At 65.1% G+C, this 23,321-nt stretch carries 22 protein-coding genes; 11 read left to right on the top strand and 11 right to left on the bottom strand.

Features of this window, described 5'->3' with window-relative positions; translation table 11 throughout:
* Window positions 1–104 precede the first annotated feature (104 nt).
* Entirely contained in the window at window positions 105–1,097 is a 993-nt protein-coding gene (locus tag CEK29_RS06520) for a Bug family tripartite tricarboxylate transporter substrate binding protein (protein ID WP_094798886.1), read from the top strand.
* A gap of 495 nt (window positions 1,098–1,592) precedes the next feature.
* Here the strand turns inward: CEK29_RS06520 and CEK29_RS23825 are convergent, their stop codons facing one another.
* The 10 genes from CEK29_RS23825 to CEK29_RS06475 form a co-directional block, all read right to left on the bottom strand.
* On the bottom strand, window positions 1,593–2,471 hold the full coding sequence (locus tag CEK29_RS23825; RefSeq protein WP_176456844.1) for an SMP-30/gluconolactonase/LRE family protein: 879 nt from the start codon (window positions 2,469–2,471) through the stop codon (window positions 1,593–1,595).
* A complete protein-coding gene (locus CEK29_RS23820) occupies window positions 2,464–3,345 on the bottom strand; it encodes an SDR family NAD(P)-dependent oxidoreductase (RefSeq protein ID WP_176456843.1) in 882 nt (293 codons plus the stop codon). Before CEK29_RS23820 ends, CEK29_RS23825 begins: the two co-directional genes overlap by 8 nt.
* Window positions 3,346–3,429: 84 nt before the next feature.
* On the bottom strand, window positions 3,430–4,353 hold the full coding sequence (locus tag CEK29_RS06510) for a LysR substrate-binding domain-containing protein (protein ID WP_094857635.1): 924 nt from the start codon (window positions 4,351–4,353) through the stop codon (window positions 3,430–3,432).
* 275 nt (window positions 4,354–4,628) lie between these two features.
* Window positions 4,629–5,933 carry a citrate synthase gene (locus CEK29_RS06505; RefSeq protein WP_094798883.1) on the bottom strand — a complete coding sequence of 435 codons (1,305 nt, stop codon included), beginning with the start codon at window positions 5,931–5,933 and terminating at the stop codon, window positions 4,629–4,631.
* A 20-nt stretch (window positions 5,934–5,953) separates the two neighbouring features.
* Window positions 5,954–6,214 (bottom strand): FAD assembly factor SdhE, encoded by a 261-nt coding sequence (locus CEK29_RS06500; RefSeq protein ID WP_094798882.1) that lies wholly within the window; start codon window positions 6,212–6,214, stop codon window positions 5,954–5,956.
* Between the two features lie 25 nt (window positions 6,215–6,239).
* The gene (locus CEK29_RS06495) at window positions 6,240–6,956 is read right to left on the bottom strand and encodes a succinate dehydrogenase iron-sulfur subunit (protein ID WP_094798881.1); all 717 of its coding nucleotides are present in this window, start codon (window positions 6,954–6,956) and stop codon (window positions 6,240–6,242) included.
* A 12-nt stretch (window positions 6,957–6,968) separates the two neighbouring features.
* Complete coding sequence (sdhA, locus tag CEK29_RS06490; protein WP_094798880.1) at window positions 6,969–8,747, bottom strand: succinate dehydrogenase flavoprotein subunit; 1,779 nt, start codon at window positions 8,745–8,747, stop codon at window positions 6,969–6,971.
* Between the two features lie 3 nt (window positions 8,748–8,750).
* Window positions 8,751–9,134: a succinate dehydrogenase, hydrophobic membrane anchor protein gene (sdhD, locus tag CEK29_RS06485; RefSeq protein WP_094798879.1), complete on the bottom strand. Its 384-nt coding sequence runs from the start codon at window positions 9,132–9,134 to the stop codon at window positions 8,751–8,753.
* Window positions 9,134–9,547: a succinate dehydrogenase, cytochrome b556 subunit gene (gene sdhC, locus CEK29_RS06480; protein ID WP_094798878.1), complete on the bottom strand. Its 414-nt coding sequence runs from the start codon at window positions 9,545–9,547 to the stop codon at window positions 9,134–9,136. Before sdhC ends, sdhD begins: the two co-directional genes overlap by 1 nt.
* Before the next feature lie 121 nt (window positions 9,548–9,668).
* Window positions 9,669–10,448: a GntR family transcriptional regulator gene (locus tag CEK29_RS06475; RefSeq protein WP_094798877.1), complete on the bottom strand. Its 780-nt coding sequence runs from the start codon at window positions 10,446–10,448 to the stop codon at window positions 9,669–9,671.
* 302 nt (window positions 10,449–10,750) lie between these two features.
* Between CEK29_RS06475 and CEK29_RS06470 the strand changes: the two genes are divergently transcribed.
* The 8 genes from CEK29_RS06470 (at window position 10,751) to CEK29_RS06435 (ending at window position 19,128) form a co-directional block, all read left to right on the top strand.
* On the top strand, window positions 10,751–11,740 hold the full coding sequence (locus CEK29_RS06470) for a malate dehydrogenase (RefSeq protein ID WP_094798876.1): 990 nt from the start codon (window positions 10,751–10,753) through the stop codon (window positions 11,738–11,740).
* A gap of 299 nt (window positions 11,741–12,039) precedes the next feature.
* Window positions 12,040–12,933 (top strand): methylisocitrate lyase, encoded by an 894-nt coding sequence (gene prpB, locus CEK29_RS06465; protein WP_094798875.1) that lies wholly within the window; start codon window positions 12,040–12,042, stop codon window positions 12,931–12,933.
* Window positions 12,934–13,014: 81 nt separating this feature from the next.
* A complete protein-coding gene (prpC, locus tag CEK29_RS06460) occupies window positions 13,015–14,196 on the top strand; it encodes a bifunctional 2-methylcitrate synthase/citrate synthase (protein ID WP_094798874.1) in 1,182 nt (393 codons plus the stop codon).
* A 73-nt stretch (window positions 14,197–14,269) separates the two neighbouring features.
* On the top strand, window positions 14,270–15,721 hold the full coding sequence (locus tag CEK29_RS06455; protein WP_094857634.1) for a bifunctional 2-methylcitrate dehydratase/aconitate hydratase: 1,452 nt from the start codon (window positions 14,270–14,272) through the stop codon (window positions 15,719–15,721).
* Window positions 15,722–15,790: 69 nt separating this feature from the next.
* On the top strand, window positions 15,791–16,213 hold the full coding sequence (locus CEK29_RS06450; protein WP_094798894.1) for a CopD family protein: 423 nt from the start codon (window positions 15,791–15,793) through the stop codon (window positions 16,211–16,213).
* A 42-nt stretch (window positions 16,214–16,255) separates the two neighbouring features.
* Window positions 16,256–17,899: a THUMP domain-containing class I SAM-dependent RNA methyltransferase gene (locus tag CEK29_RS06445; RefSeq protein ID WP_094857633.1), complete on the top strand. Its 1,644-nt coding sequence runs from the start codon at window positions 16,256–16,258 to the stop codon at window positions 17,897–17,899.
* Window positions 17,900–18,142: 243 nt separating this feature from the next.
* Window positions 18,143–18,328 carry a hypothetical protein gene (locus CEK29_RS06440; RefSeq protein ID WP_094798871.1) on the top strand — a complete coding sequence of 62 codons (186 nt, stop codon included), beginning with the start codon at window positions 18,143–18,145 and terminating at the stop codon, window positions 18,326–18,328.
* 254 nt (window positions 18,329–18,582) lie between these two features.
* Window positions 18,583–19,128 (top strand): RDD family protein, encoded by a 546-nt coding sequence (locus tag CEK29_RS06435; RefSeq protein WP_094857632.1) that lies wholly within the window; start codon window positions 18,583–18,585, stop codon window positions 19,126–19,128.
* On the opposite strand, the gene CEK29_RS06430 is transcribed toward CEK29_RS06435, so the two are convergent.
* On the bottom strand, window positions 19,107–20,402 hold the full coding sequence (locus tag CEK29_RS06430; RefSeq protein WP_094857631.1) for a TIGR03862 family flavoprotein: 1,296 nt from the start codon (window positions 20,400–20,402) through the stop codon (window positions 19,107–19,109). The two genes, CEK29_RS06435 and CEK29_RS06430, sit on opposite strands and share 22 nt — an antisense overlap.
* A 209-nt stretch (window positions 20,403–20,611) precedes the next feature.
* On the opposite strand from CEK29_RS06430, the gene CEK29_RS06425 reads away from it, so the two are divergent.
* Window positions 20,612–21,490: a UDP-2,3-diacylglucosamine diphosphatase gene (locus CEK29_RS06425; protein WP_094798868.1), complete on the top strand. Its 879-nt coding sequence runs from the start codon at window positions 20,612–20,614 to the stop codon at window positions 21,488–21,490.
* A 139-nt stretch (window positions 21,491–21,629) separates the two neighbouring features.
* Window positions 21,630–23,303, top strand: a complete 1,674-nt coding sequence (locus CEK29_RS06420) for an acyl-CoA synthetase (RefSeq protein WP_094857630.1) — start codon at window positions 21,630–21,632, stop codon at window positions 23,301–23,303.
* Window positions 23,304–23,321: the final 18 nt, after the last annotated feature.

Below are 23,321 nucleotides of genomic sequence, written 5' to 3'. Positions count from 1 at the left end.
CGCGCGAGGCGAGCAGGTCCGAAGCACAAGACAGACATCGCTTTCGTGGTGCCGCCTCCCCCGGCGAGCATCGTTTACCAGCGCCACACACAAGGGGAAAAACCATGTTGCGCTCGCTCAGTACCGCTGCCTTGATCCTGACCACCGCCTTCGGGGCGACCGCGCAGGCGGAAGATCCGGCCAAATGGCCCACCCGCGCCATCACCATCGTCGGGGGTTTCCCCGGCGGCGCAGGCACCGACCTGTATGCCCGCAAGATGGGCGAGGCGCTCAGCAAAGAGCTCGGCGTGGCGATCATCGCCGACAACCGCACCGGCGCCGGCGGCAACGTCGCCTCCGACATCGTCGCGCGCGCCCCGGCCGATGGCTATACGTTCCTGCTCGGCACGGCCGGCACGCATGCGATCAACGCGGCGCTGTACAAGAGCCTGTCGTTCGACGTGCAGAAAGACTTCACTCACATCGCGCTGCTCGGCGACGTGCCCAACGTGCTGCTGGTCAATCCCAAAAAGCACCCCGACATCAAGACCTGCGGCGATCTGATCAAGCTCGCCGAATCCAAGCCGAGCGCGCTGAACTACGCGTCGACCGGCAACGGCGCATCGGGCCACCTGGCCGGCGCGCAGTTCACCAACGGCGCCAAGATCAAGGTCACGCACGTGCCCTATCGCGGCCAGGGTCCGGCCATGACCGCCCTGCTGTCGGGCGAGGTGGACTTCTTCTTCAACCAGAGCGCCCCGTCGGTGCCGGCCGTGAAGTCGGGCCAGGTGGTGGCGCTCGGCGTGACCACGGCCGAACGCATCAAGGCCCTGCCCGACGTGCCCACGATCGCCGAAGCATGCAATATCAAGGGCTACGAAAGCAGCACCTGGTACGGCCTGTTCGCGCCGGCCAAGCTGCCGCCCGAGATTCAGAAGCGCATGTCGGAGGCCGTGATCAAGGTGATCAGCACGCCCGAGTTCAAGACCTGGCTCACCGACACGCAGGGCATCCTGCCGCCGGCCGACCCCAGCATCGCCGCCTTCCAGCGCGTGCATCAGGCCGACATCAAGCGTTGGGCCGAAGTGGTGAAGCTGTCCGGCGCGACGGTCGACTGATCGCGTCAACGCAAACTGCTCTATCCGTACGGGGCGCGGCGCCATGGGGCCGCGCCCCTGTTTACATGAGGGTGCGCCGCAGAAAAGCACTCGCCGCCCTTACGCCTTCGGCTTGCTGCCCCCCGAGGGGGCCGTTTTTGTCTTGGGACGGCCCGGCGACAAAAAATGCCCCCACGCTGCGCCTTCGGCTTGCTGCCCCCCGAGGGGGCCGTTTTGTCTTGGGGCGGCCCGGCGACAAAAAATGCCCCCACGCTGCGCCTTCGGCTTGCTGCCCCCCGGGGGGGCCGTTTTGTCTTGGGGCGGCCCGGCGACAAAACATGCCCCCACGCTGCGCCTTCGGCTTGCTGCCCCCCGGGGGGGCCGTTTTTGTCTTGGGGCGGCCCGGCGACAAAAAATGCCCCCACGCTGCGCCTTCGGCTTGCTGCCCCCGAGGGGGCCGTTTTGTCTTGGGGCGGCCCGGCGACAAAACGCCCCGGTGTGATCCGCGACACGGCATCATTCCTTGAACAAGTGACGTGGAATGCCAGCGACGTCCGGCCGAATGGCATACAGATCGCCAGCATCCGGGCAGGCGTTCAGTTCCGAGGGCGTCATGGCAAAGCGCGCGGTAGTGATGAACAACGTGTCGAGATCATCTCCGCCGAAGCAGCAACTGGTGGGGCGCGGCACGGGCATGGCGAGGCGCTCGCTCAAGTGCCCGTCGCGGTCGTAGCGCAGCAGGCATCCGCCGTTGAACTGACAGACCCACAACCCTCCGGCGCGATCCAGGGCGATGCCATCGGGGCGCCCCAGTTCGGCCGCGGTCTGGGCGAACGACGTCACGGGTCCGAGTTCGCCCTGGGCTGAATACGACGCCTGAAAGATCAAGCGCGCAACAGAATCGACAAAGAACAGCTTGCGTCCATCGTCAGACCAAGCCAGGCCATTGGGTAACGCCATGCCCCGATGAATGACTTGGGCATTCAGTGCACTGTCGTAGCGGTACAGCGCACCGGCTCTCTGGTTCGGACCTTCATTCATGAGGCCGGTGACAAATCGCCCTTGCGGATCGCAGGCGCCATCGTTGAAGCGAGAGCTCGCCCCATCGTGAACGGCGGCGGTGCGCCTGCACACCTCGCCGCTCTCCATATCCAGCGTGGCTACGCTGGCGTCTTCAGTGAAGATCAGATTGCCTTTATCGGTCAGCCCCAGGGCACCAATACGCGCCACCGATCGATGGACGGTTTCCAACTGTCCTTGTGGGCGCAGCACGTGGATCGTTCCACCTGAAATATCGACGAAGTACAACCGCTTCTTGCGTGCATCCCACACTGGGCTTTCGCCAAGACTGGCACGGACATGAGCGATCCTGCGCAGGCTTTGATGGTCACGCATCGTCGAACTCCTTGATGCGCCGCCAGTTCCGGGCGATGTCCTCCACGCTGGCACATTCGACCCGCGCCAGGTTCGTGGGGTAAACGACGCCGGGGTTCTCGCAAAAGCGAGTGGCGGTGAACTGGCCATTGGCGGCGCGCAGGATGATGCCTGTGTCTTGGCACAACGAACTCGCCAGATACAGCACGCCGGGAGCCACCCACTCCGGCTTCAGGTTCTCCGGCGGCTGCGTGATCCCCCACATGCGGGTCTTGGCAACAGGAGAGATCGCATTGACCAGGATACCGTGCGGCTCGCCTTCCATGCTCAAGGCATTCATGATGCCCACTTGGGCCATCTTGCCGGCTGCGTAGGCCGCCAGGCCCGGCTGCGCATACTGTAGGTACATGGCACGGTCGGATGTGTTCAGCACCACTCGCGCCGCCGCAGACTGCCTGAGATGCGGCCAGGCGTGCTTGCACAACCAAATCGGTGCACGCAGGTTGATGCCGATGGCGCGCTCGAGGAAATCGTCCTCCTGCGCCTCGATGGGCTGATAGCCGACCCAGCCGGCGTTGTGGATCAGAATGTCCAGCGCGCCGAACTGCGCGATGGTCAGTGCAACCAGCTGCCTGCAGCCGGCCTCGTGATCCAGTCGGCCGCTATGCACGATCAATTGCCCGTCGTCGGCCCGCAAAGTGCGCGCCGCCTCGACAATCACATCCTCGTCGAGGCCCTCACCGGCCCGATCCGTGCCCAGGTCACTGGCGACAACACGCGCACCCCGGTCGAGCAGCGCTTGCACATAGGCGCGTCCGAGTCCCTGAGCGGCGCCAGTGACGATAGCGACCTTGCCTTTGAAAAGCCCATCTGCTTGATGACGCTTCTGTTCCATCGTGCACCTCCGTGAACCTGAATATCACGATGATGGAACACGCACAGGACTCCGTAAAATATATTATTTATACCTAAACAATACTTAAATCGTCTCAATTGTCGGCGCTGATGCCATGGTGTCACGGACCTCGGCGATCAGTCTGTCGCGAATCACGCACTGGGCGTGTTCGCTCCATCCCATCAGCAGCTCTACGTGCAGCAAGGCGTCCGGCGCCTCGACTTGAATTTCCCGGAACACCACGTCCTTGAGTCTATCCTGCGCCATCGAGGCCGGCAGCAGCGCAACGCCAAATCCCCCCGCCACCAAAGCCACCAGCGTCTGTAGCTGTCGTGCCTGCTGGACAATACGCGGCTTGAAACCCGCGGCCTCGCAAAGCTGGATCAGCTGGTCATGAAACCCCTGGCCCAAATGTCGGGGCGAGGAAACAAAGCCGTCATCCTGAAGTGCGGACAGTGGGACGATCTTGCTGCCTGCGAAGCGGTGCATGGCGGGCAGGGCCACCACGACAGGCTCCCGCAGGATGGACGCGAATCGTAAGCCCGGTGCCGTCCTGCCGGGGGGCCTCATGAAGCCGAGGTCAGCGCGGCCATGTTCGAGGGCTTCCACCTGCTCCTGAGTCGTGGCCTCCTGCATCGTGAAGGAAACCGCCGGGAATGCGGAGCGGAAGCGCCGCAGCGCACGCAGCAATGCGCTGTAAGGCGCGATGTTGATGAAGGTCAGGGTGAGGTGTCCCTCGATGCCCTGCGCCACACGCCGGGTTTGCTCGACACTCTCGTCAAGCAGGCGCAACACGTCTCTGGACGACTTCAGAAAGGCCGCGCCGGCAGGCGTGAGCGACACGCTGCGATTGGTGCGCTCGAATAGCGGTGTGCCGATCTCCTGTTCAAGCCGACGAATAGCCTGGCTCAACGGGGGCTGCGCCATGTGGAGCCGTTCCGCAGCACGATTGAAATGCAATTCTTCTGCAACAGCGATGAACTGATGAAGCAGTCTGGTTTCAACCATAAGACTCTGCACCTATCGTTATGTTGCTTTCAATACTAGCCAAATATTGTCGAGAGGGTATGGCTATGACCGGCTGTATTTCGCCCCCCCTTTCGGCCCGCCGGGGTAATCCTGCACGAGACGCCGGGCATCACGGCATCCCGCAGTTCGACGGCCTCGGCATGAGTGCTCGCCGCAACTGCGGACTACAAAGAAAAACCCCCGAGTGGCGAACCACATCGGGGGTTGAACCTTGCGCTGCCAGGGCGGCGCCACGAAGGCGCCGCGGCCGGTATTTAGCGCTTGGTCGGCACGTCGCGCGACACCGAGCCCGTGTAGAGCTGGCGCGGGCGGCCGATCTTGTACTCGGGATCGGACAGCATTTCGTTCCATTGAGCGATCCAGCCCACGGTGCGGGCCAGCGCGAAGATGGCCGTGAACAGCGAGGTCGGGATGCCGATGGCGCGTTGCACGATACCCGAGTAGAAGTCCACGTTCGGGTAGAGCTTGCGCTGCACGAAGTACGGATCTTCCAGCGCGATGCGCTCGAGTTCCATGGCCAGCTTGAACAGCGGGTCGTTTTCGAGACCCAGGGCCTGCAGGACTTCCTTGCAGGTTTCCTGCATCAGCTTGGCGCGCGGATCGTAGTTCTTGTAGACGCGGTGGCCAAAGCCCATCAGGCGCACGCCCGAGTTCTTGTCCTTGACCTTCTCCATGAACTCGCCGACCTTGGCCACGCCGCCGTTGGCTTGCAGCTCTTCGAGCATCTGCAGGCAGGCTTCGTTGGCGCCACCGTGAGCCGGGCCCCACAGGCACGCCACGCCAGCGGCGATGGCGGCGAACGGGTTGGTGCCCGACGAGCCGCACAGACGCACGGTCGAGGTGGAGGCGTTTTGTTCGTGATCGGCGTGCAGGATGAAGATGCGATCGAGCGCGCGCTCGACCACTTCGTTGACCTTGTACTCTTCGCACGGCGTCGCGAACATCATGCGCAGGAAGTTGCCGGTGTACGACAGGTCGTTCTGCGGATAGATGAACGGCTGACCTTGCGAGTACTTGTACGCCATCGCGACCAGCGTCGGCATCTTGGCGATCAGACGGATCGCCGAGACGTGACGGTGCTGGGCATTCGTGATGTCGGTCGAGTCGTGGTAGAACGCCGACAGCGCGCCCACCAGGCCCGTCAGGACGGCCATCGGGTGAGCGTCACGACGGAAGCCGCGCAGGAAAAAGTGCAGCTGTTCGTTCACCATCGTGTGGTGCGTGACTTGCGAATCGAAGTCCGACTTCTGCGTACCGTCGGGCAGCTCGCCGTTCAGGATCAGATAGCAGATATCGAGGAAGTCGCAGTTCACGGCCAGCTGTTCGATGGGGTAGCCGCGATACAGCAGCTCGCCCTTGTCGCCGTCGATGTAGGTGATGCCGGAGGCAGTCGCCGCGGTCGACATGAAGCCGGGGTCATACGTGAACATGCCAGTCTGGCCATACAGCTTGCGGATGTCGATCACATCCGGGCCGACCGTGCCCTTGTACACCGGGAGTTCAATAGGTGCGCTGCCATCCGAGAGGGATAGAGTGGCTTTTTTGTCTGACAGGTTCATCGCTGTTTCCTCACATTAAATCAAAGCTCTCGCATGCGACTGATGATCGCCTGAAGCCGGGGAGTGTCCAGAGGGGCCTCCAACTCCTTGCGCGCCAGCAGCACGTCGAGCAGATCGTTGTCACCGAGCTCGAAAAGCTGAGTCAGTGCCGTTACGTCTTCGTCGGTCAACTGGGTCTCGTAGCGATCCAGATACCGGGTGATGATGAGGTCATTCTCGAGCAGGCCGCGGCGCGCGCGCCAGCGCAGCCGCGCCCGTTCCAATTCGGTAAGCCTGCTCATTGAGATGCCTTGAAACGTCCTAACACTAGACCGTACGACGGACCATCAGTTCCTTGATCTTGCCGATGGCCTTCGTCGGGTTCAGCCCCTTCGGACAGACGTCGACGCAGTTCATGATGGTGTGGCAACGGAACAGACGGTACGGATCTTCCAGGTTGTCCAGACGGCGGCCGGTGGCTTCGTCGCGGCTGTCGGCGATGAAGCGATAGGCTTGCAGCAGGCCGGCGGGGCCGACGAACTTGTCCGGATTCCACCAGAACGACGGGCACGAGGTCGAGCAGCAGGCGCACAGAATGCACTCGTACAGACCGTCGAGCTCTTCGCGTGCCTCGGGCGACTGCAGACGCTCGCGCTCGGGCGGCGGCGTGTCGTTGATGAGGTACGGGCTGACCGAGTGGTACTGATTGAAGAAGTGCGTCATGTCCACGATCAGATCGCGGATGACCGGCAGACCGGGCAGCGGCTTCAGAACGATGGGCTCTTTCAGCTCGCGCAGGTTGGTCGTGCAGGCGAGACCGTTTTTGCCATTGATGTTCATGGCATCGGAACCGCACACGCCTTCGCGGCAGGACCGGCGCAGGGCCAGGCTGTCGTCGACGTCGTTCTTGATGCGCACGAGCGCATCGAGCAGCATCTTGTCGGTCGGCTGGAGTTCGACGTCCAGCTTCTGCATGTAGGGGCGCTCGTCCTTGTCAGGATCGTAGCGGTAGATTTCGAACTTAACGATACGTTTGGTGCTCATGCCAGATCCTGCTTAGAAAGTACGGGCCTTGGGCGGGAAGGACTCGACCGTCAGCGGCTTCATCTGCACGGGCTTGTACTCGAGGCGGCTGCCTTCGGAGTACCACAGCGTGTGCTTGAGCCAGTTTTCGTCGTCGCGGGTCGGGTGATCGTCGAGCGCATGCGCGCCACGGCTTTCGGTGCGGTTGGCGGCCGACTTGATCGTGGCACGGGCCACTTCGGTCATGTTGGCCAGCTCGAGCGCTTCGACACGAGCCGTGTTGAACACCTTCGACTTGTCCTTGAAGTAGATGTTTTCAGCGACCTTGCCCAGGTCTTCGATCTGACCCACGCCTTCGTTGAGCAGCTCGAGCGTGCGGAACACGCCGCAGTGACGCTGCATCGACATGCGGATGGCGTTGGCGACGTCCTGCGTCTTTTCGCCGGAGGTGCGCGATTCGAGCTGGTTGATACGCGCCAGCGAGAAGTCCACCGCTTCCTTCGACATTTCCTGGTGGGCGCGTTGGCGCTCGGGATGCGAATTGACGATGTGGTTGCCGGTGGCGCGACCGAACACGATCAGGTCGAGCAGCGAGTTCGTGCCGAGGCGGTTGGCGCCGTGCACCGACACCGCCGCGCATTCGCCGATGGCGTACAGGCCATTGATGACCTTGTTTTCGCCGTTGACGCGCTCGAGCACCTGGCCGTGATAGTTGGCCGGAATGCCGCCCATCTGGTAGTGGATGGTCGGGACGACGGGGATCGGTTCCTTGATGGGATCGACGTTGCCGAACTTGATCGCGATTTCGCGGATCGAGGGCAGGCGCTTGTTGATCACGTCGGCACCGAGGTGGTCGAGCTTCAGCACCACGTAGCTGCCGTCGGGACCGCAGCCACGACCTTCCTTGATTTCCTGGTCCATCGAGCGCGACACGAAGTCACGCGGCGCCAGATCCTTCAGGGTGGGCGCATAGCGCTCCATGAAGCGTTCGCCATCCTTGTTGAGCAGGATGCCGCCTTCGCCACGCACGCCTTCGGTGATCAGCACGCCCGCGCCGGCCACGCCGGTCGGGTGGAACTGCCAGAACTCCATGTCCTGCAGCGGGATGCCTGCGCGCGCAGCCATGCCCAGGCCGTCACCGGTGTTGATGAAGGCGTTGGTCGAGGCGGCCCAGATGCGGCCTGCACCGCCGGTGGCCAGCACCGTGGTCTTGGCTTCGAGGATGTAGATGTCGCCCGTTTCCATTTCGAGCGCGGTCACGCCGAGCACGTCGCCGGCGTCGTTGCGCAGGAGGTCCAGGGCCATCCACTCGACGAAAAACTGCGTGCGGGCAGCGACGTTACGCTGATACAGCGTGTGCAGCAGGGCGTGACCGGTACGGTCGGCCGCGGCACAGGCGCGTTGCACGGGTTTTTCGCCGAAATTCGCGGTGTGTCCACCGAACGGACGCTGATAGATCGTGCCGTCGGGGTTGCGGTCGAACGGCATGCCGAAGTGTTCGAGTTCGTACACGGCATTGGGTGCCTCGCGGCACATGAACTCGATGGCATCCTGGTCGCCCAGCCAGTCCGACCCCTTCACGGTGTCGTACATGTGCCAGTACCAGTTGTCTTCGCTCATGTTGCCCAGCGACGCGCTCACGCCGCCCTGCGCCGCCACGGTGTGCGAGCGGGTGGGGAACACTTTGGACAGCACCGCAACCGACAGGCCAGCCTGGGCCAGTTGCAGCGAGCAGCGCATGCCGGCTCCGCCGGCGCCAACCACCACCACATCAAACTGGCGGCGCGGCAAGGAATTCAAGACAGCGGTCACGGCTTAGATTCTCCAGAGGATTTGCGCGAAGTAGACGACCGAGCCCACCAGCCAGAGGATGGTCAGCACTTGCAGCAGCAGGCGCACGCCCACGTTGCGGACGTAGTCCATCCAGATGTCGCGCACGCCGATCCAGGCATGCCAGGCCAGCGCAAAGAAGGCAAGGGTAGCCAGCAGCTGGCCAACCGGAAGAGCGTAGACGTGGAAGTTGAACAGCGACTTCCAGTTTTCGTACGTGAAGGACGGCATCACCAGCAGGCCGATGATCAGCACCAGCGTGTAGACGGCCAGGATGATCGCCGTGATGCGCTGAGCGATGAAATCGACGGTGCCGTAATGCGCGCCGACGACCAGGCGCTTGGGGCCGTAGTTTTTGACGTCAGCCATTACAGGACTCCGAACAGTTTGAGAGCGATGACCAGGGTCAGTGCCAGGCTCACGCCGAACACGACGCCGGCGGTCTTCTTGGACGACTGCTTGTCGATGCCAATGTGAAGATCCAGCGCCAGGTAGCGGATGCCAGCACAGAAGTGGTGCAGATAGCCCCAGATCAGGACCAGGAACACCAGCTTGACCAACGGGTTGCCTGCGTACTGTGCGACCTGTGCGTAGGTCTCTGCCGAGGTCACGCTCGCGCCGAACAGCGGGATGATGACCAAGGGCAGACAGAAGAAGAGCAACGCGCCGCTTATGCGGTGCAGAATGGACAGCTTGCCGGCCAGAGGCAGGCGATAGCTGAGGATTTGCGGGATGCTGATATTGCGAAACTGCGGACGCGGCTTGGCAGCTGAGTCGGACATGACGGCCTCGGTGTTTCGGAACTAGGGAATCGTGACTGCGAAAAGGCGGAAGCCCTTGCAGGCAAACACGCTATTTTCGCCCAGAGATCGGGTTCGTATCAAATCGTTGAAAAAAAGTTCATCAATTCAAACTATTGCGGTAATGATAGTGATCGGTATGGTACAAACCGCGCCGCACTTCCATCGGCCGATCGCCATACGTGTATGAGATGCGATCGACCTGGAGCAGCGGGGTACCGGCGGAAACATTGAGCAAGCGCGCCACTTCGTCGGTGGCGGCCACGGCACGCAGCTTTTCGTCGGCGCGGACCATGCTCACGCCGAACTCGGATTCGAAAAGCCCGTACATCGGGGCGCGATTGGCCGTCAGCAACTCCAGCGTGAGCCCGCGAAAGGCGGTGCCCGGCAGCCAGATGTCGTCGATGACGGTGGGGGTTTGGTTCATGGAGAGCTGCCGGCGGATCATCACGACCGTCTCGCCGGCGCGCAGCTCGAGGGCGCGCGCGATCTCGGCGGGCGCGCGCACCCGGCGGCATTCGAGAATACGGCTTTCGGCGCGGCCACCCTCGCCCTCTTCGTCGGGCGCGAGGCGCAGGAAGCGGTAGCGCACCCGGGCCTCGTGATGCGTGGCGACGAAGGTGCCCTTGCCCTGGCGGCGCAGCAGCATGTGTTCGGCGGCGAGCTCGTCGACCGCCTTGCGCACCGTGCCCTGGCTGACCTGGAAACGGGCGGCGAGGTCGATCTCGCTCGGGATCAGCTCGCCCGGCTTCCACTCACCGCGCTCGAGGCTCTGCACGAGCAGATCCTTGATCTGGCGGTACAACGGACTGAAAGCGGCACCCTCGCCTGCCGGCTTTGCGGCACGCGTACGTAGGGGAGTTTCGGACCGGGGGTCTGCCATGGTGTCTGTGGAATTATTTGGGCTCGCCCGAATCAGGCGGGCCCATGGCACCGGCAGCATGCGAGAGCCAAAAAATAGCGGCTGACGCGGATTCGGACAAACACAACATTCTCGCACAGGCTCGCCCGGTCTGTCCAACGTCTTATGTCTTATATAAGATATAAGATCGTTTGACGCATACGTGAATTCAATCTAGGATTGCCGGCTGTCGGAGCAGCGTCCGCAGCCGTGCCACGCGGGCTCCAGCGATTACACTGATGGATGAGATTTGGTCTCACCCAACATCCTTACGGAGAACGTTAATGTCTAAGCCCGCCATGCGTGTCGCCGTCACCGGCGCCGCCGGCCAGATTGGTTACGCCCTGCTGTTCCGCATCGCCTCCGGCGAAATGCTGGGTAAAGACCAGCCGGTCATTCTGCAGTTGCTCGAGATCCCCGACGAGAAGGCCCAGAAGGCCCTCAAGGGCGTGATCATGGAGCTGGACGATTGCGCCTTCCCGCTGCTGCAGGAAGTCACCGCCCACAGCGATCCCCGCACCGCCTTCAAGGACGCCGACGTGGCCCTGCTCGTGGGCGCCCGCCCCCGCGGCCCCGGCATGGAGCGCAAGGACCTGCTGCAGGTCAATGCCCAGATCTTCACGGCGCAAGGCCGCGCCCTGAACGAAGTCGCCAGCCGCGACGTGAAGGTGCTGGTCGTCGGCAACCCCGCCAACACCAACGCCTACATCGCCATGAAGTCGGCGCCGGATCTGCCCGCCAAGAACTTCACCGCCATGCTGCGCCTGGACCACAACCGTGCTCTGTCGCAACTGGCCGCCAAGTCGGGCAAGGCCGTTGCCGAGATCGAAAAGCTGGTCGTGTGGGGCAACCACTCGCCCACGATGTACCCGGACATCCGCTTCGCCACGGTCGGCGGCCAAAGCCTGGCCAAGCTGATCAACGACGACACCTGGAACCGCGACACGTTCATCCCCACCGTGGGCAAGCGCGGCGCCGCCATCATCGAAGCGCGCGGCCTGTCCTCGGCTGCCTCGGCCGCCAACGCCGCCATCGACCACGTGCGTGACTGGGTCCTGGGCAGCAACGGCAAGTGGGTGACGATGGGCGTGCCCTCCGACGGTTCCTACGGCATCCCCGAAGGCATCATCTACGGCGTGCCGGTCACCACCGAAAACGGCGAATACAAGCGCATCGAAGGCCTCGAGATCGACGCCTTCTCGCGCGAGCGCCTGGATTTCACGCTGAAAGAGCTGCTCGAAGAGCGCGATGGCGTGAAAGACCTGCTGAAGTAATTCGGCGAGATGAAACGGGCCCGCGCATGCGGGCCTGTTTTTTCCTGGCGCGCGCCCGCCTCCCCCATCCTGCGTGGGTGCGTGATCTGGGCGGGCCACATCGTCGGCATCGTTCTTCCCGGCACATCGATATGTGCGCTCGGCGGATTGTCGCCAAGTGGACAGATTCATGTTTCGGAACCGCGTTAAGGTCTGGCCCCAGAGGCTGGCATCGCCCGTACGGAGCCCCGCCCCGTGCGCGCGTACCCTGCCGCCGGGCCGCCGTGCGCGGCGCCGCCCATAACGACGGAGACTCCATCATGTCCAGACCCGAATCCCCCGGCGCCCTCTTTCGCCGCGCGTTGCGCGAAGAGCAGCCGCTGCAGATCATCGGCGCGATCAACGCCAACCACGCCCTGCTGGCCAAACGCGCCGGCTACCGCGCCATCTACCTGTCGGGCGGCGGCGTGGCCGCCGGTTCGCTGGGTCTGCCCGATCTCGGCATCAACACGCTCGACGACGTGCTCACCGATGTGCGCCGTATCACCGACGTGTGCGACGTGCCGCTGGTCGTCGACATCGACACGGGTTTCGGCCCCTCGGCCTTCAACATCGCCCGCACGGTCAAGAGCCTCATCAAGTTCGGCGCGGCGGCCTGCCACATCGAAGACCAGGTCGGCGCCAAGCGCTGCGGCCATCGTCCGGGCAAAGAGATCGTCAGCACCGAAGAAATGGCCGATCGCGTCAAGGCGGCCGCCGATGCGCGCACCGACAGCGACTTCTTCCTGATCGCGCGCACCGACGCCATCGCTTCGCACGGCGTCGACGCGGCGATCGAACGCTCGCTCAAGTGCGTCGAGGCCGGTGCCGACGCGATCTTCGCCGAAGCCGCCTACGACCTGCCCACCTACCGCCGTTTTGTCGACGCAGTGAAGGTGCCGGTGCTGGCCAACATCACCGAGTTCGGCAAGACGCCGCTCTTCTCCGTCGACGAGCTCAAGAGCGCCGGCGTCGGCATGGTGCTGTATCCGCTGTCGGCCTTCCGCGCCATGAACAAGGCGGCCGAAACCGTGTACCAGGCGATCCGCCGCGACGGCCACCAGAAGAACGTGGTCGACCTGATGCAAACTCGGGATGAGCTCTACGATCGCATCGGATACCATGCCTTCGAAGACCAGCTCGATCAGCTGTTCGCCAAGGACAAGCCCCAATAAAACACGGCGGGCCCCGAAGGGATGGCCCGCCGTGCTTGTCGCAACCTGTGTACACCCCCCATGGGAAGGAGTAGGAGAGACATGACGACCTCGCAGAAAAAGGCGGCCGCGCCCGTCGACGAAAAAGCAGGTTTCAAACCCAAGAAATCGGTGGCCCTGTCGGGCGTGGTGGCGGGCAATACCGCGCTGTGCACGGTCGGCCGCACCGGCAACGACCTGCACTACCGCGGCTACGACATCCTCGACTTCGCCGGCACGGCCGAGTTCGAAGAGATCGCCCACCTGCTGGTGCATGGCAAGCTGCCCAACAAAGCCGAGCTCAAGGCCTACAAAGAAAAGCTGCGCAACCTGCGCGGCCTGCCGGCCCAGCTGCAGAACGCACTCGAGTCGCTGCCGGCGGCGAGCCATCCCATGGACGTCATGCGCACCGCGGTGTCGGTGCTCGGCTGCGTGCTGCCCGAGAAAGACGACCACAACACGCCGGGCGCGCGCGACATCGCCGATCGCCTGATGGCCAATCTCGGCTCGGCCCTGCTGTACTGGTACCACTACAGCCACAACGGCCGTGTGATCGACGTGCAGACCGACGATGACAGCATCGGCGGTCACTTCCTGCACCTGCTGCACGGCGTGAAGCCGTCCGACGAGTGGGTGCGCGCGATGCACACCTCGCTGATCCTCTACGCCGAGCACGAGTTCAACGCCTCCACGTTCACCTGCCGGGTGATCGCGGGCACGGGCTCCGATATGTACTCGGCCATCACCGGTGGCATCGGCGCCCTGCGCGGCCCGAAGCACGGTGGCGCCAACGAGGTCGCGTTCGAGGTGCAGAAGCGCTACGACTCGCCCGAAGAGGCCGAGGCCGACATCCGCCGCCGCGTCGAAAACAAGGAAGTCATCATCGGCTTCGGCCATCCGGTCTACACGATCTCGGATCCGCGCAACGAAGTCATCAAGGAAGTCGCGCGCAAGCTGTCCAAGAAGGCCGGCACGACCAAGATGTTCGACATCGCCGAGCGTCTCGAGACCGTCATGCTCGACATCAAGAAGATGTTCCCGAACCTGGATTGGTTCTCGGCGGTGAGCTATCACATGATGGGCGTGCCCACGGCGATGTTCACGCCGCTCTTCGTGATCGCGCGCACGGCCGGCTGGTCGGCGCACATCATCGAGCAGCGCATCGACAACAAGATCATCCGTCCGACCGCCAACTACACCGGGCCGGAAAACCTGAAGTACGTGCCGCTCGACAAGCGCAAGTAATCCTCCCCGCGGGCCCTCCGGCCGCGGGCCGGGCGGGCCTCGTGCCCTCCCGGCCTTCCCGGAGCGTCTGCCCATGTCCGCCCCCATCTCCAATGTCCGCCCCGAGCCCGATCAGGTGCTGGTGGACATCGCCGACTACGTCATCGACTACGAGATCCAGAGCGATCTCGCCTACCAGACCGCCCGCAACTGCCTGATCGACACCTTGGGCTGCGGGCTCGAAGCCCTCGAATATCCCGCCTGCAAAAAGCTGCTCGGACCGCTCGTGCCCGGCACCCTCGTGCCGCACGGCGCCAAGGTCCCCGGCACGCCGTTCCAGCTCGATCCCGTCCAGGCCGCGTTCAACATCGGCACGATGATTCGCTGGCTCGATTTCAACGACACCTGGCTGGCCGCCGAATGGGGCCACCCGTCCGACAACCTGGGCGGCATCCTCGCCACCGCCGACTGGCTCTCGCGCAATGCGGTGGCCGCCGGGCGCGCCCCGCTCACCATGCGCGACGTGCTCACGGCCATGATCAAGGCCCATGAGATCCAGGGCTGCATCGCCCTCGAGAATTCGTTCAACAAGGTGGGACTCGATCACGTGGTGCTGGTCAAGGTCGCGTCCACCGCCGTGGTCGCGCACATGCTGGGGCTCTCGCGCGACGAGATCATCAATGCAGTGTCGCTCGCCTGGGTCGACGGCCAGAGCCTGCGCACCTATCGCCACGCGCCCAACACGGGCAGCCGCAAGAGCTGGGCCGCCGGTGACGCCACCAGCCGCGCGGTGCGGCTGGCGCTGATCGCCCGCACCGGCGAGATGGGCTATCCGTCGGTGCTGTCGGCCAAGACCTGGGGCTTTTACGATGTGCTGTTCAAGGGCCAGCCGTTCCGGTTCCAGCGTCCTTACGGCAGCTACGTGATGGAAAACGTGCTGTTCAAGATTTCGTTTCCGGCCGAGTTCCATTCGCAGACCGCCGTGGAGGTCGCGATGCAGATTCACGAGCGGCTCGCCCGCGAAGGCAAGTCGGCCGCCGACATCGCACAGATCACGATCCGCACGCATGAAGCCTGCATCCGCATCATCGACAAGCGCGGTCCGCTGAACAACCCCGCCGATCGCGATCACTGCATCCAGTACATGGTGGCCGTGCCGATCCTGTTCGGGCGCCTCACGGCCGCCGACTACGAAGACGCCGTCGCGCGCGATCCGCGCATCGATGCGCTGCGGGCCAGGATCGTGTGCGTCGAAGATCCGGCCCTCACCGCGGACTACCACGACCCCGACAAGCGCTCGATCGCCAACGCGCTCAGCGTGGTGTTTGAGGATGGCAGCCGATTCGACGAAATCCTGTGCGAGTATCCGATCGGCCACAAACGCCGCCGCGCCGACGGCATTCCGCTGCTGGAGGCCAAGTTCCGCACCAATCTGGCCCGCATGCTGCCGGCGCGCCAGCAGGCGCGCATTCTCGAGGCGTCGCTCGACCAGGCCAGGCTGGAGGCCATGCCGGTGAACGACTACGTGGACCTATATGTGATCTGACCACGCCGGAGACCGCGAGCGCAGCCCTTACAATGGCGCTTCAATAAAAAAGGGACGCTCGCAATGGCCATGCTTTGGATCAAGACCTTCCATATCGTCTTCATCGCTTCCTGGTTCGCCGGCCTGTTCTATCTGCCGCGCATCTACGTGAATCTGGCGCAGCAGTCGGACCCGGCCATTCAAGCCTGTCTGATCGGCATGGCGCGCCGCCTCTACCGCTTCATGACCATCTTGGCCATCCCGGCCGTGCTGCTGGGGCTGTGGCTCTATGTGGGCTACCGGATCGGCGTGGGCCCGGGCAACGGCTGGATGCATGCCAAGCTGTTCTTCGTGCTGCTCATCATCGGCTACCATCATGCCTGCGGCGTCATGCTGCGCAAGTTCGAACAGGGCCGCAATACGCGCTCCCACAAGTTCTATCGCTGGTTCAACGAAGTTCCCGTCCTGCTGCTCGTGCTGGTGGTGGCGCTGGTCGTCGTGAAACCCTTCTGATTTCCCGCGCTTCTCCCCTGGCCGCCAACCGGCCTTATCCGTATGTCTTCTGATGAACAGGATCGTCCGCGCAAGACGCTGACGATCAAACCCAAATCGCGCGCCGACGCGCCTGCCGACGACACCCCGCGCCGTGCGCGCACCGGTGCGCGCGCGCGTCTGGTCGCCCAGCAAGAGCGTGCGCGCGAACAGACCGAACGCCTGCGCAACCCGGACGCGCCCGCCGAACGCGAGCGCGGCGCCCCACGCGAGGCCCCGCGAGGCGGTCCGCGTGGCGGTCCGCGTGGCGGTCCGCGCAACACCTATCGCGGCGATGCCACGAGCCAGCGCGGCGGCTATCCGGAGCGCGGCCCGCGCGACGACCGGCCGCAGCGCACCGCCCCGCCGGCCCCGGCCACTCCCGCGCCCGACTGGGACGACGTGCTCTCGGATGCACCGCAGGATTGGGATGACGTCTTCGCCGAAGAACGTGCCGACGCCCCCGACCGCCACGCACCCGAGGTGCAGGTCCGCCGGCCGCGCGCCGCGCGTCAGGCCGAGACGTTCCGCATCTACGCCCCCTGCCCGCAGGGCCTCGAGGAGGCCCTGACCGCCGAAATGCAGGCCCTGGGCTTCGACGATGCCCGCCCGGGCCGCGCCGGCTGCGCCTTTTCGACCGACTGGTCCGGCGTGCAGCGCGCCAACCTCTATTCGCGGCTGGCCACCCGCATTCTGGTGCAGGTTGCCCAGGAAGAGATCAGCCACGAAGACGACCTGCTCGACCTCGCGCGCAGTGTGCCCTGGGAGCGCTGGTTCGGGCCCGAGGACACCCTGCGGGTCGACACCTCGGCCATCAAGAGCCCCGTCCAGAGCCTGCAGTACTGCAATCTGCGCGTGAAAGACGGCATCTGCGATCGCCTGCGCGAGATCGAAGGCGCGCGCCCGAGCGTGGACACCGTGCGTCCCGACGCCCGCGTGCAACTCTTCATGCAGGGCACCATCGCCACGCTGTATCTCGATACCTCGGGCGAGTCGCTGTTCAAGCGCGGCTGGCGCCTGGACAAGGGCGAAGCACCGCTGCGCGAGAATCTCGCCGCCGGCATGCTGGCCCTGGCGGGCTGGGATCCCGCGGCACCGCTGCTCGATCCGTTCTGCGGCAGCGGCACGATTCTCATCGAAGCGGCCTGGATCGCGCTCGGCGTGCCGCCGGGCATCTCGCGGCCCTTCGGCTTCGAACGCATGCGCGACTTCGACGCCCGGCGCTGGCGCGACCTGAAGGACGATGCACGCGCCCGCATCCAGACCCAGCTCGAAACCCCGCTGGTGGGCTACGACCTCGACCCGCAAGCCGTGGAATTCGCCCAGGCCAACGCCGAGCGCGCCTGGCTGACGGCCGAGACGATCCGCTTCGAGGTGGGTGACGCGCGTACGGTCGCGGCGCCGGCCGAGTCGGGCTGGATCGTGACCAACCCGCCTTACGGCGAACGCCTGCCCACCGAAGGCGAGGAAGCCCTGTGGCGCGACTGGGCCAGCAATCTGAAGCAGCATTTCGGCGGCTGGCAGTTGCACGCCATCTCGAGCGACATGAAGCTGCCGCAGCAACTGCGGCTCAAGGCTTTGCGCCGCACCCCGCTTTACAACGGCGCGCTCGATTGCCGCCTGTTCAGCTTCGAGCTGACGGCCGGCAGCTACCGCGATGCGTCATAAGCTCATGCCCGGCAGGCCGGTTACCCCCTGCCAGCCGGGCATCGCGTTGTAAAAGCGCCGCAACATCGCCCTCGTATCGTGAGGGCTAGCGCCACACACGGGCCGAATTGGGGCATTATCAGCACCAGGACGGCGCGTCATGCACCAAAGAATTGCGGGAGTGCTTGCACTTTTCTAGGGTTAACCCTAAAATTCGGGTTAACCCTAATCGTGAACACAAGCACAAGCCTACGGAGGCTTACCGTGATCGACCTGAACCACACCACCCGCCTGACCGACGAACTCGAACGCCAGCTGATGCTGCAAGCCATGGAAGAGCAATTCCGCCCGCACCCGATGCGTGCCCTGGGCAACGGCCTGCTCAAAGTGGCTCAAGGCCTGAAGCTGCTGGCTGGCAAGATGGGCGCCAACGTCCACTCGGCCGCCTGAGCCTGACACTGCTTTTGCAAGACTGATCGACAACACCGCGCCAGGCCGCGGCCCGGGCAAGTTTCACGCCCTCGAGCCGACCGCAAGCGCAACGATCGCAACGCTTTTCCCCTTGGGGGCTGCAAAGCCCCTTTTGAGACCCGCCCTAACCGGCGGGTTTTTTTTGTCTTGGCACCGGGACGAAAGCGCCCCTATCCACGGCTTGCGGGAAATCTCTCTCGCCAGGCCGGCGGTTATGTGGATAATACGTCGCCATGACCGCCGCCCTCGTCCCATCCGCCACGCCCAGCCGCCTGCGCCGCTTCGCCTGCATGATGTACGAGGGCGTGCTGCTGTTCGGCGTGGTGTTCCTGGCCGATTATCTTTTCGACACCCTGACCCAGAGCCGCCACGGCCTCGCGCTGCGCTCCGCGCGGCAGGTCTGGTTGTTTGTCGTGATCGGGCTGTACTTCGTGCTGTGCTGGCGCAAGCGTGGCCAGACGCTTCCCATGAAGACCTGGAACATCCAGCTTCTCGGCCCCGACGGCGCCGTGCCGGCACTGCCCCGGCTGGTTCTGCGTTATGTGCTGCTGTGGCCGCTGCCGCTCGCCACCGCCGCGCTGGTCTGGTGGAGCTCGCACGCCATCGGCTGGCCCGCGGTATCGATGTTCGTCGTGATCGCGCCGTTCACCAACTTCATTCCGAGCTGGTTCGACCCGCGCGGCCAGTTCCTGCACGACCGGCTGGCGGGCACCCGGCTGGCCGAGGCGCCGCCGCGCCCGCGCAAAGCGCGCGCGGATCAGCCCAGCGTCGCCAGATAGTCCAGCACACCGCGTCCGGCCACGCGACCGCTCGCCATGCAGGCGGTCAGCAGATAGCCGCCGGTCGGCGCCTCCCAATCCAGCATCTCGCCCGCGCAGAACACGCCCGGCCAGCGCGGCAACATCGACGCGCCATCGAGCGCGCCGAGCTCGACGCCGCCCGCCGTGCTGATAGCCTCGTCGATCGGACGCGGCGCGGTCAGCACCAGCGGCAGCGCCTTGATGCGCGCGGCCAGTCGTAGCGGGTCGGCGTAGTCGTCGCGGCTGGCGAGTTCGCGCAGCAGGCCCGCCCGCACGCCGGTGAGCTTGAGGCGGCTCTGCAGATGGCTCGATATCGAACGCGATCCGCGGGGATGGGCCACTTCGGTCTCGACGCGTTCGAGCGACCAGTCGGGCATGAGGTCGAGCCAGATGGTGGCCGTGCCGCGCGCTTCGATCTCGTCGCGGATGGGGGCCGACAACGCATAGACCAGGCTGCCTTCGATGCCATCCGCGCTGATGACGAATTCGCCTCGCCGGCTCTGACGCGCGGCCTCCTGGCCGCAGATCATGCTTAGCGCCTTGACCGGGTCGCCGGCATGGCGCTCGCGAAACCATTCGCTCCACGATGCCAGAAAGCCACAGTTGGCCGGCCGCAGCGCGCGCACCGGCACGTCGTGCGCGGCCAGAGGCTCGACCCAGGCGCCATCGGATCCGAGCCGTGCCCAGCTGCCGCCGCCGAGCGCCAGCACCACGGCGTCGGCGCCATGCTCCACCTCACCCTCCGGCGTGGCAAAGCGCAGCCGGGCCGGGCTGGCGGCCTCGCCTTTCGGCCAGGGCAGCCAGCGATGCCGCATGTGCAGGCGCACGCCCTGCGCGCGCAGCCGGGCCAGCCAGGCGCGCAAGAGCGGCGCCGCCTTCATCTCGCGCGGAAAGACGCGTCCAGAGGTGCCGACGAAGGTCTCGATGCCCAGGTCGTGCGCCCACTCGCGCAGCGCGCCGGGCGGCAGCGCCTCGAGCCAGGCGGCCACGCGCGGGGCCTGCGCGCCATAGCGGGCGGTGAAGGCCGGCAGGGCCTCGGCATGCGTGAGATTCAGCCCGCCCCGCCCGGCCAGCAGGAACTTCCGCCCGACCGAGGGCATGGCGTCGTACAGGTCCACCTGAACGCCGCGCTCGGCCATGGCCTCGGCGGCCATCAGTCCCGCCGGCCCCCCGCCGATCACGGCCACGCGGCGCGTGCGCGGTGAGGCGCGGGTGGCATCGAGGGACGAGGCAGGGTCAGTGGCGGAGGACATGAGCGAAAACGGAGAGACGGCTCGGCGCCATGATGCCGGTCCGCCGGGATAGGCGTGCGGCGTCCGGCGCCGGAAGCGAACGGGAACGAAAAAACAGGCTGCGCGCGATTGTCGCATGCAGTTCCTGGTGATCACCCGGCCGGCCACACGCGTCGTCACAACAGCGTCATCAACGGTTCACGCGCGCGTCATGCGGAACTGTTTTCATCATGAGGCGACACAGCCCTACGGAGATCGCCTTGAACGAGACCCAACCCACGCACTGGCGTACGCTCTGGATTTCCGACATTCACCTCGGCACGGCCGGCTGCAAGGCCGAGTTCCTGCTCGACTTTCTCGAGCATAACGAATCCGACACGCTCTATCTGGTGGGCGACATCGTCGACGGCTGGCAGTTGCGCAAACACTGGCACTGGCCGCGTGCGCACAACGACGTGATCCAGCGCATCCTGCGCAAGGCACGCAACGGCACGCGCGTGGTCTTCGTGCCCGGCAATCATGACGAGTTCGCGCGCGAGTTCGTGGGGTTCGCGTTCGGCGATATCGAAGTGCTCGACGAGGATATCCACGTCACCGCCAAGGGGCTGCGCCTGCTGGTGCTGCACGGCGACCAGTTCGATGGCGTGATCCAGCACAGCAAGTGGCTGGCGCACCTGGGCGACACGGCCTATCAGCTGGCCCTGTGGCTCAATCACCATTTCAACCGGCTGCGTCACCGGCTCGGCCTGCATTACTGGTCGCTGTCGCAATATCTCAAGCACAAAGTGAAGAACGCGGTCTCGTTCATCACGCACTTTGAAGAGGCGCTCGCGGGCGAGGCGCGGCGCCGCGGCCTGGACGGCGTGGTCTGCGGCCATATCCACCAGCCCGAACTGCGCGACGTGGACGGCATCCTTTACTGCAACGACGGCGACTGGGTCGAGTCCCTGTCGGCGCTGGCCGAGACGCACGACGGCCAGCTGCAGCTGGTGGATTGGGCGCAGACGCAGACCGGACGTGGCACGGATACCACAGGCACGCGGGTCCGGCGGCCGCTGTCGCTGCCCGCGCTGCCGTCGGCGCTGCGCCGCCAAAGCCGGCACCCGTGAATACCCTTATACGTCCCCGTTAGAGGGTCGGGACTGTTGCAGTTCCTGGCCCTCTCGTTCATGCTTGCAGTAGCGGGACTGGCGCCACGTCCACGGGCTCAGCCCTCCTTCGCTGCCACCGAGCTCACACCAAAGGGCCATGAACGACCAATATCAGGCGCTCTATCAATCCTTCCGCTGGCTGGTTCCGACTCAATTCAACATCGCTGATGTTTGCTGCCATCGTTGGGCGGCCAGCGGTTCGGACGCGCGGCGGATCGCGATCTTCTACGAAGACGAATCCGGCACCCGCGAAGTCTGGACGTACGCTCGCCTGGCCGAAGCCGCCAATCAGCTGGCGCACGGCCTGGTCAAAATGGGGGTGGCCCCGGGTGACCGCGTCGCCGTCGTGCTGGGGCAGCGTCCCGAAACCGTGGTGGCCCAGATGGCCATCTTCAGCGTCGGCGCCGTGGTGCTGCCGCTCTCGGCCCTGTTTGGCCCGGAAGCATTAGAGTCCCGGCTGGCCGATTCGCAGGCCCGCGTCGCCATCGTGGATACCGTCTCCAGCGAAAATCTGCTCTCCGTGGCCGAGCGCTGCCCGCATTTGCATCAGATCATCGGCATCGGCTTCTCCGACGAGCGCGTACTGCCGTGGCGCAGCCTGCTGGCGCGCCAGCCCGGCGAGTTCAAGCCGGTGCTCACCAAGGCCACCGATCCGGCCATTCTGCTCTACACCTCCGGCACGACCGGCGCCCCCAAGGGTGCGCTGCTGCCGCACAGCGTGCTGATCGGCAACCTGCCCGGCTTCGTCGCCTCGCAAGACTGGTTCCCCAAGCCCACCGATGTGTTCTGGTCGCCCGCCGACTGGGCCTGGACGGGTGGCATGATGGACGCCCTGCTGCCCACGCTGTATTTCGGCCATCCGATCGTGGGCGCGCGCGGACGCTTTTCCGCCGAGCGCGCCTTCGAACTGATGGAGCGCTATCAGGTCACCAACACCTTCCTGTTCCCGACCGCCCTCAAGATGATGATGAAGGCCGTGCCGGCGCCGCGCGAACGCTACCGGCTGGCCCTGCGCAGCATCATGAGCGCTGGCGAAAACGTCGGCGAGACCGTGTTCGGCTGGTGTGAGCAGGCGTTGGGCATCACGCCCAACGAGATGTTCGGGCAGACCGAAATGAACTACGTGGTCGGCAACAGCCAGCGCCGCTGGCCCGCGCGGCCCGGCAGCATGGGACGCCCCTACCCCGGCCACCAGGTGGCCGTGATCGACGACATCGGTGCGCCCGTGCCGGCCGGCGAGATCGGCGAGGTCGCCGTCAACCGCCTCGACATCCACGGCTTTCCGGATCCGGTGCTGTTCCTGGGCTACTGGAACAACCCGCAGGCCACCGCCGACAAATTCACCGGCGACTGGTGCCGCACGGGCGACCTGGCGCGCATCGATGCCGACGGCTACCTCTGGTACGCGGGCCGCACCGACGACGTCTTCAAGTCCTCGGGCTACCGCATCGGGCCGGGCGAGATCGAGAATTGCCTGCTCAGCCACCCCGCGGTGGCCAACGCCGCCGTCGTGCCCAAGCCCGACGCCGAGCGCGGCGCCGTCGTGAAGGCCTTTGTCGTGCTGACGCCGGACCACCAGGACCGCGATCCTGGCGAGATCACCCAGGCGCTGCAAGAACACGTGCGCGACCGCCTCGCGCCCTACGAATATCCCAAAGAAATCGAGTACGTCGCCGAGTTGCCCATGACCACCACGGGCAAGGTTCAGCGCGCCGTGCTGCGCCGGCGTGAAGCGGAGCGGGCCCAGCCCCCGGCCGGCACGCCGGCTTGACCCGCAGGAGCCCGTCCC

This window comes from Bordetella genomosp. 5 (assembly GCF_002261475.1).
In the GTDB taxonomy this organism is placed as follows: domain Bacteria; phylum Pseudomonadota; class Gammaproteobacteria; order Burkholderiales; family Burkholderiaceae_B; genus Bordetella.
The sequence above is the reverse complement of the archived record's forward strand: the minus strand, read 5'-3'. Positions and strand labels throughout refer to the sequence as shown.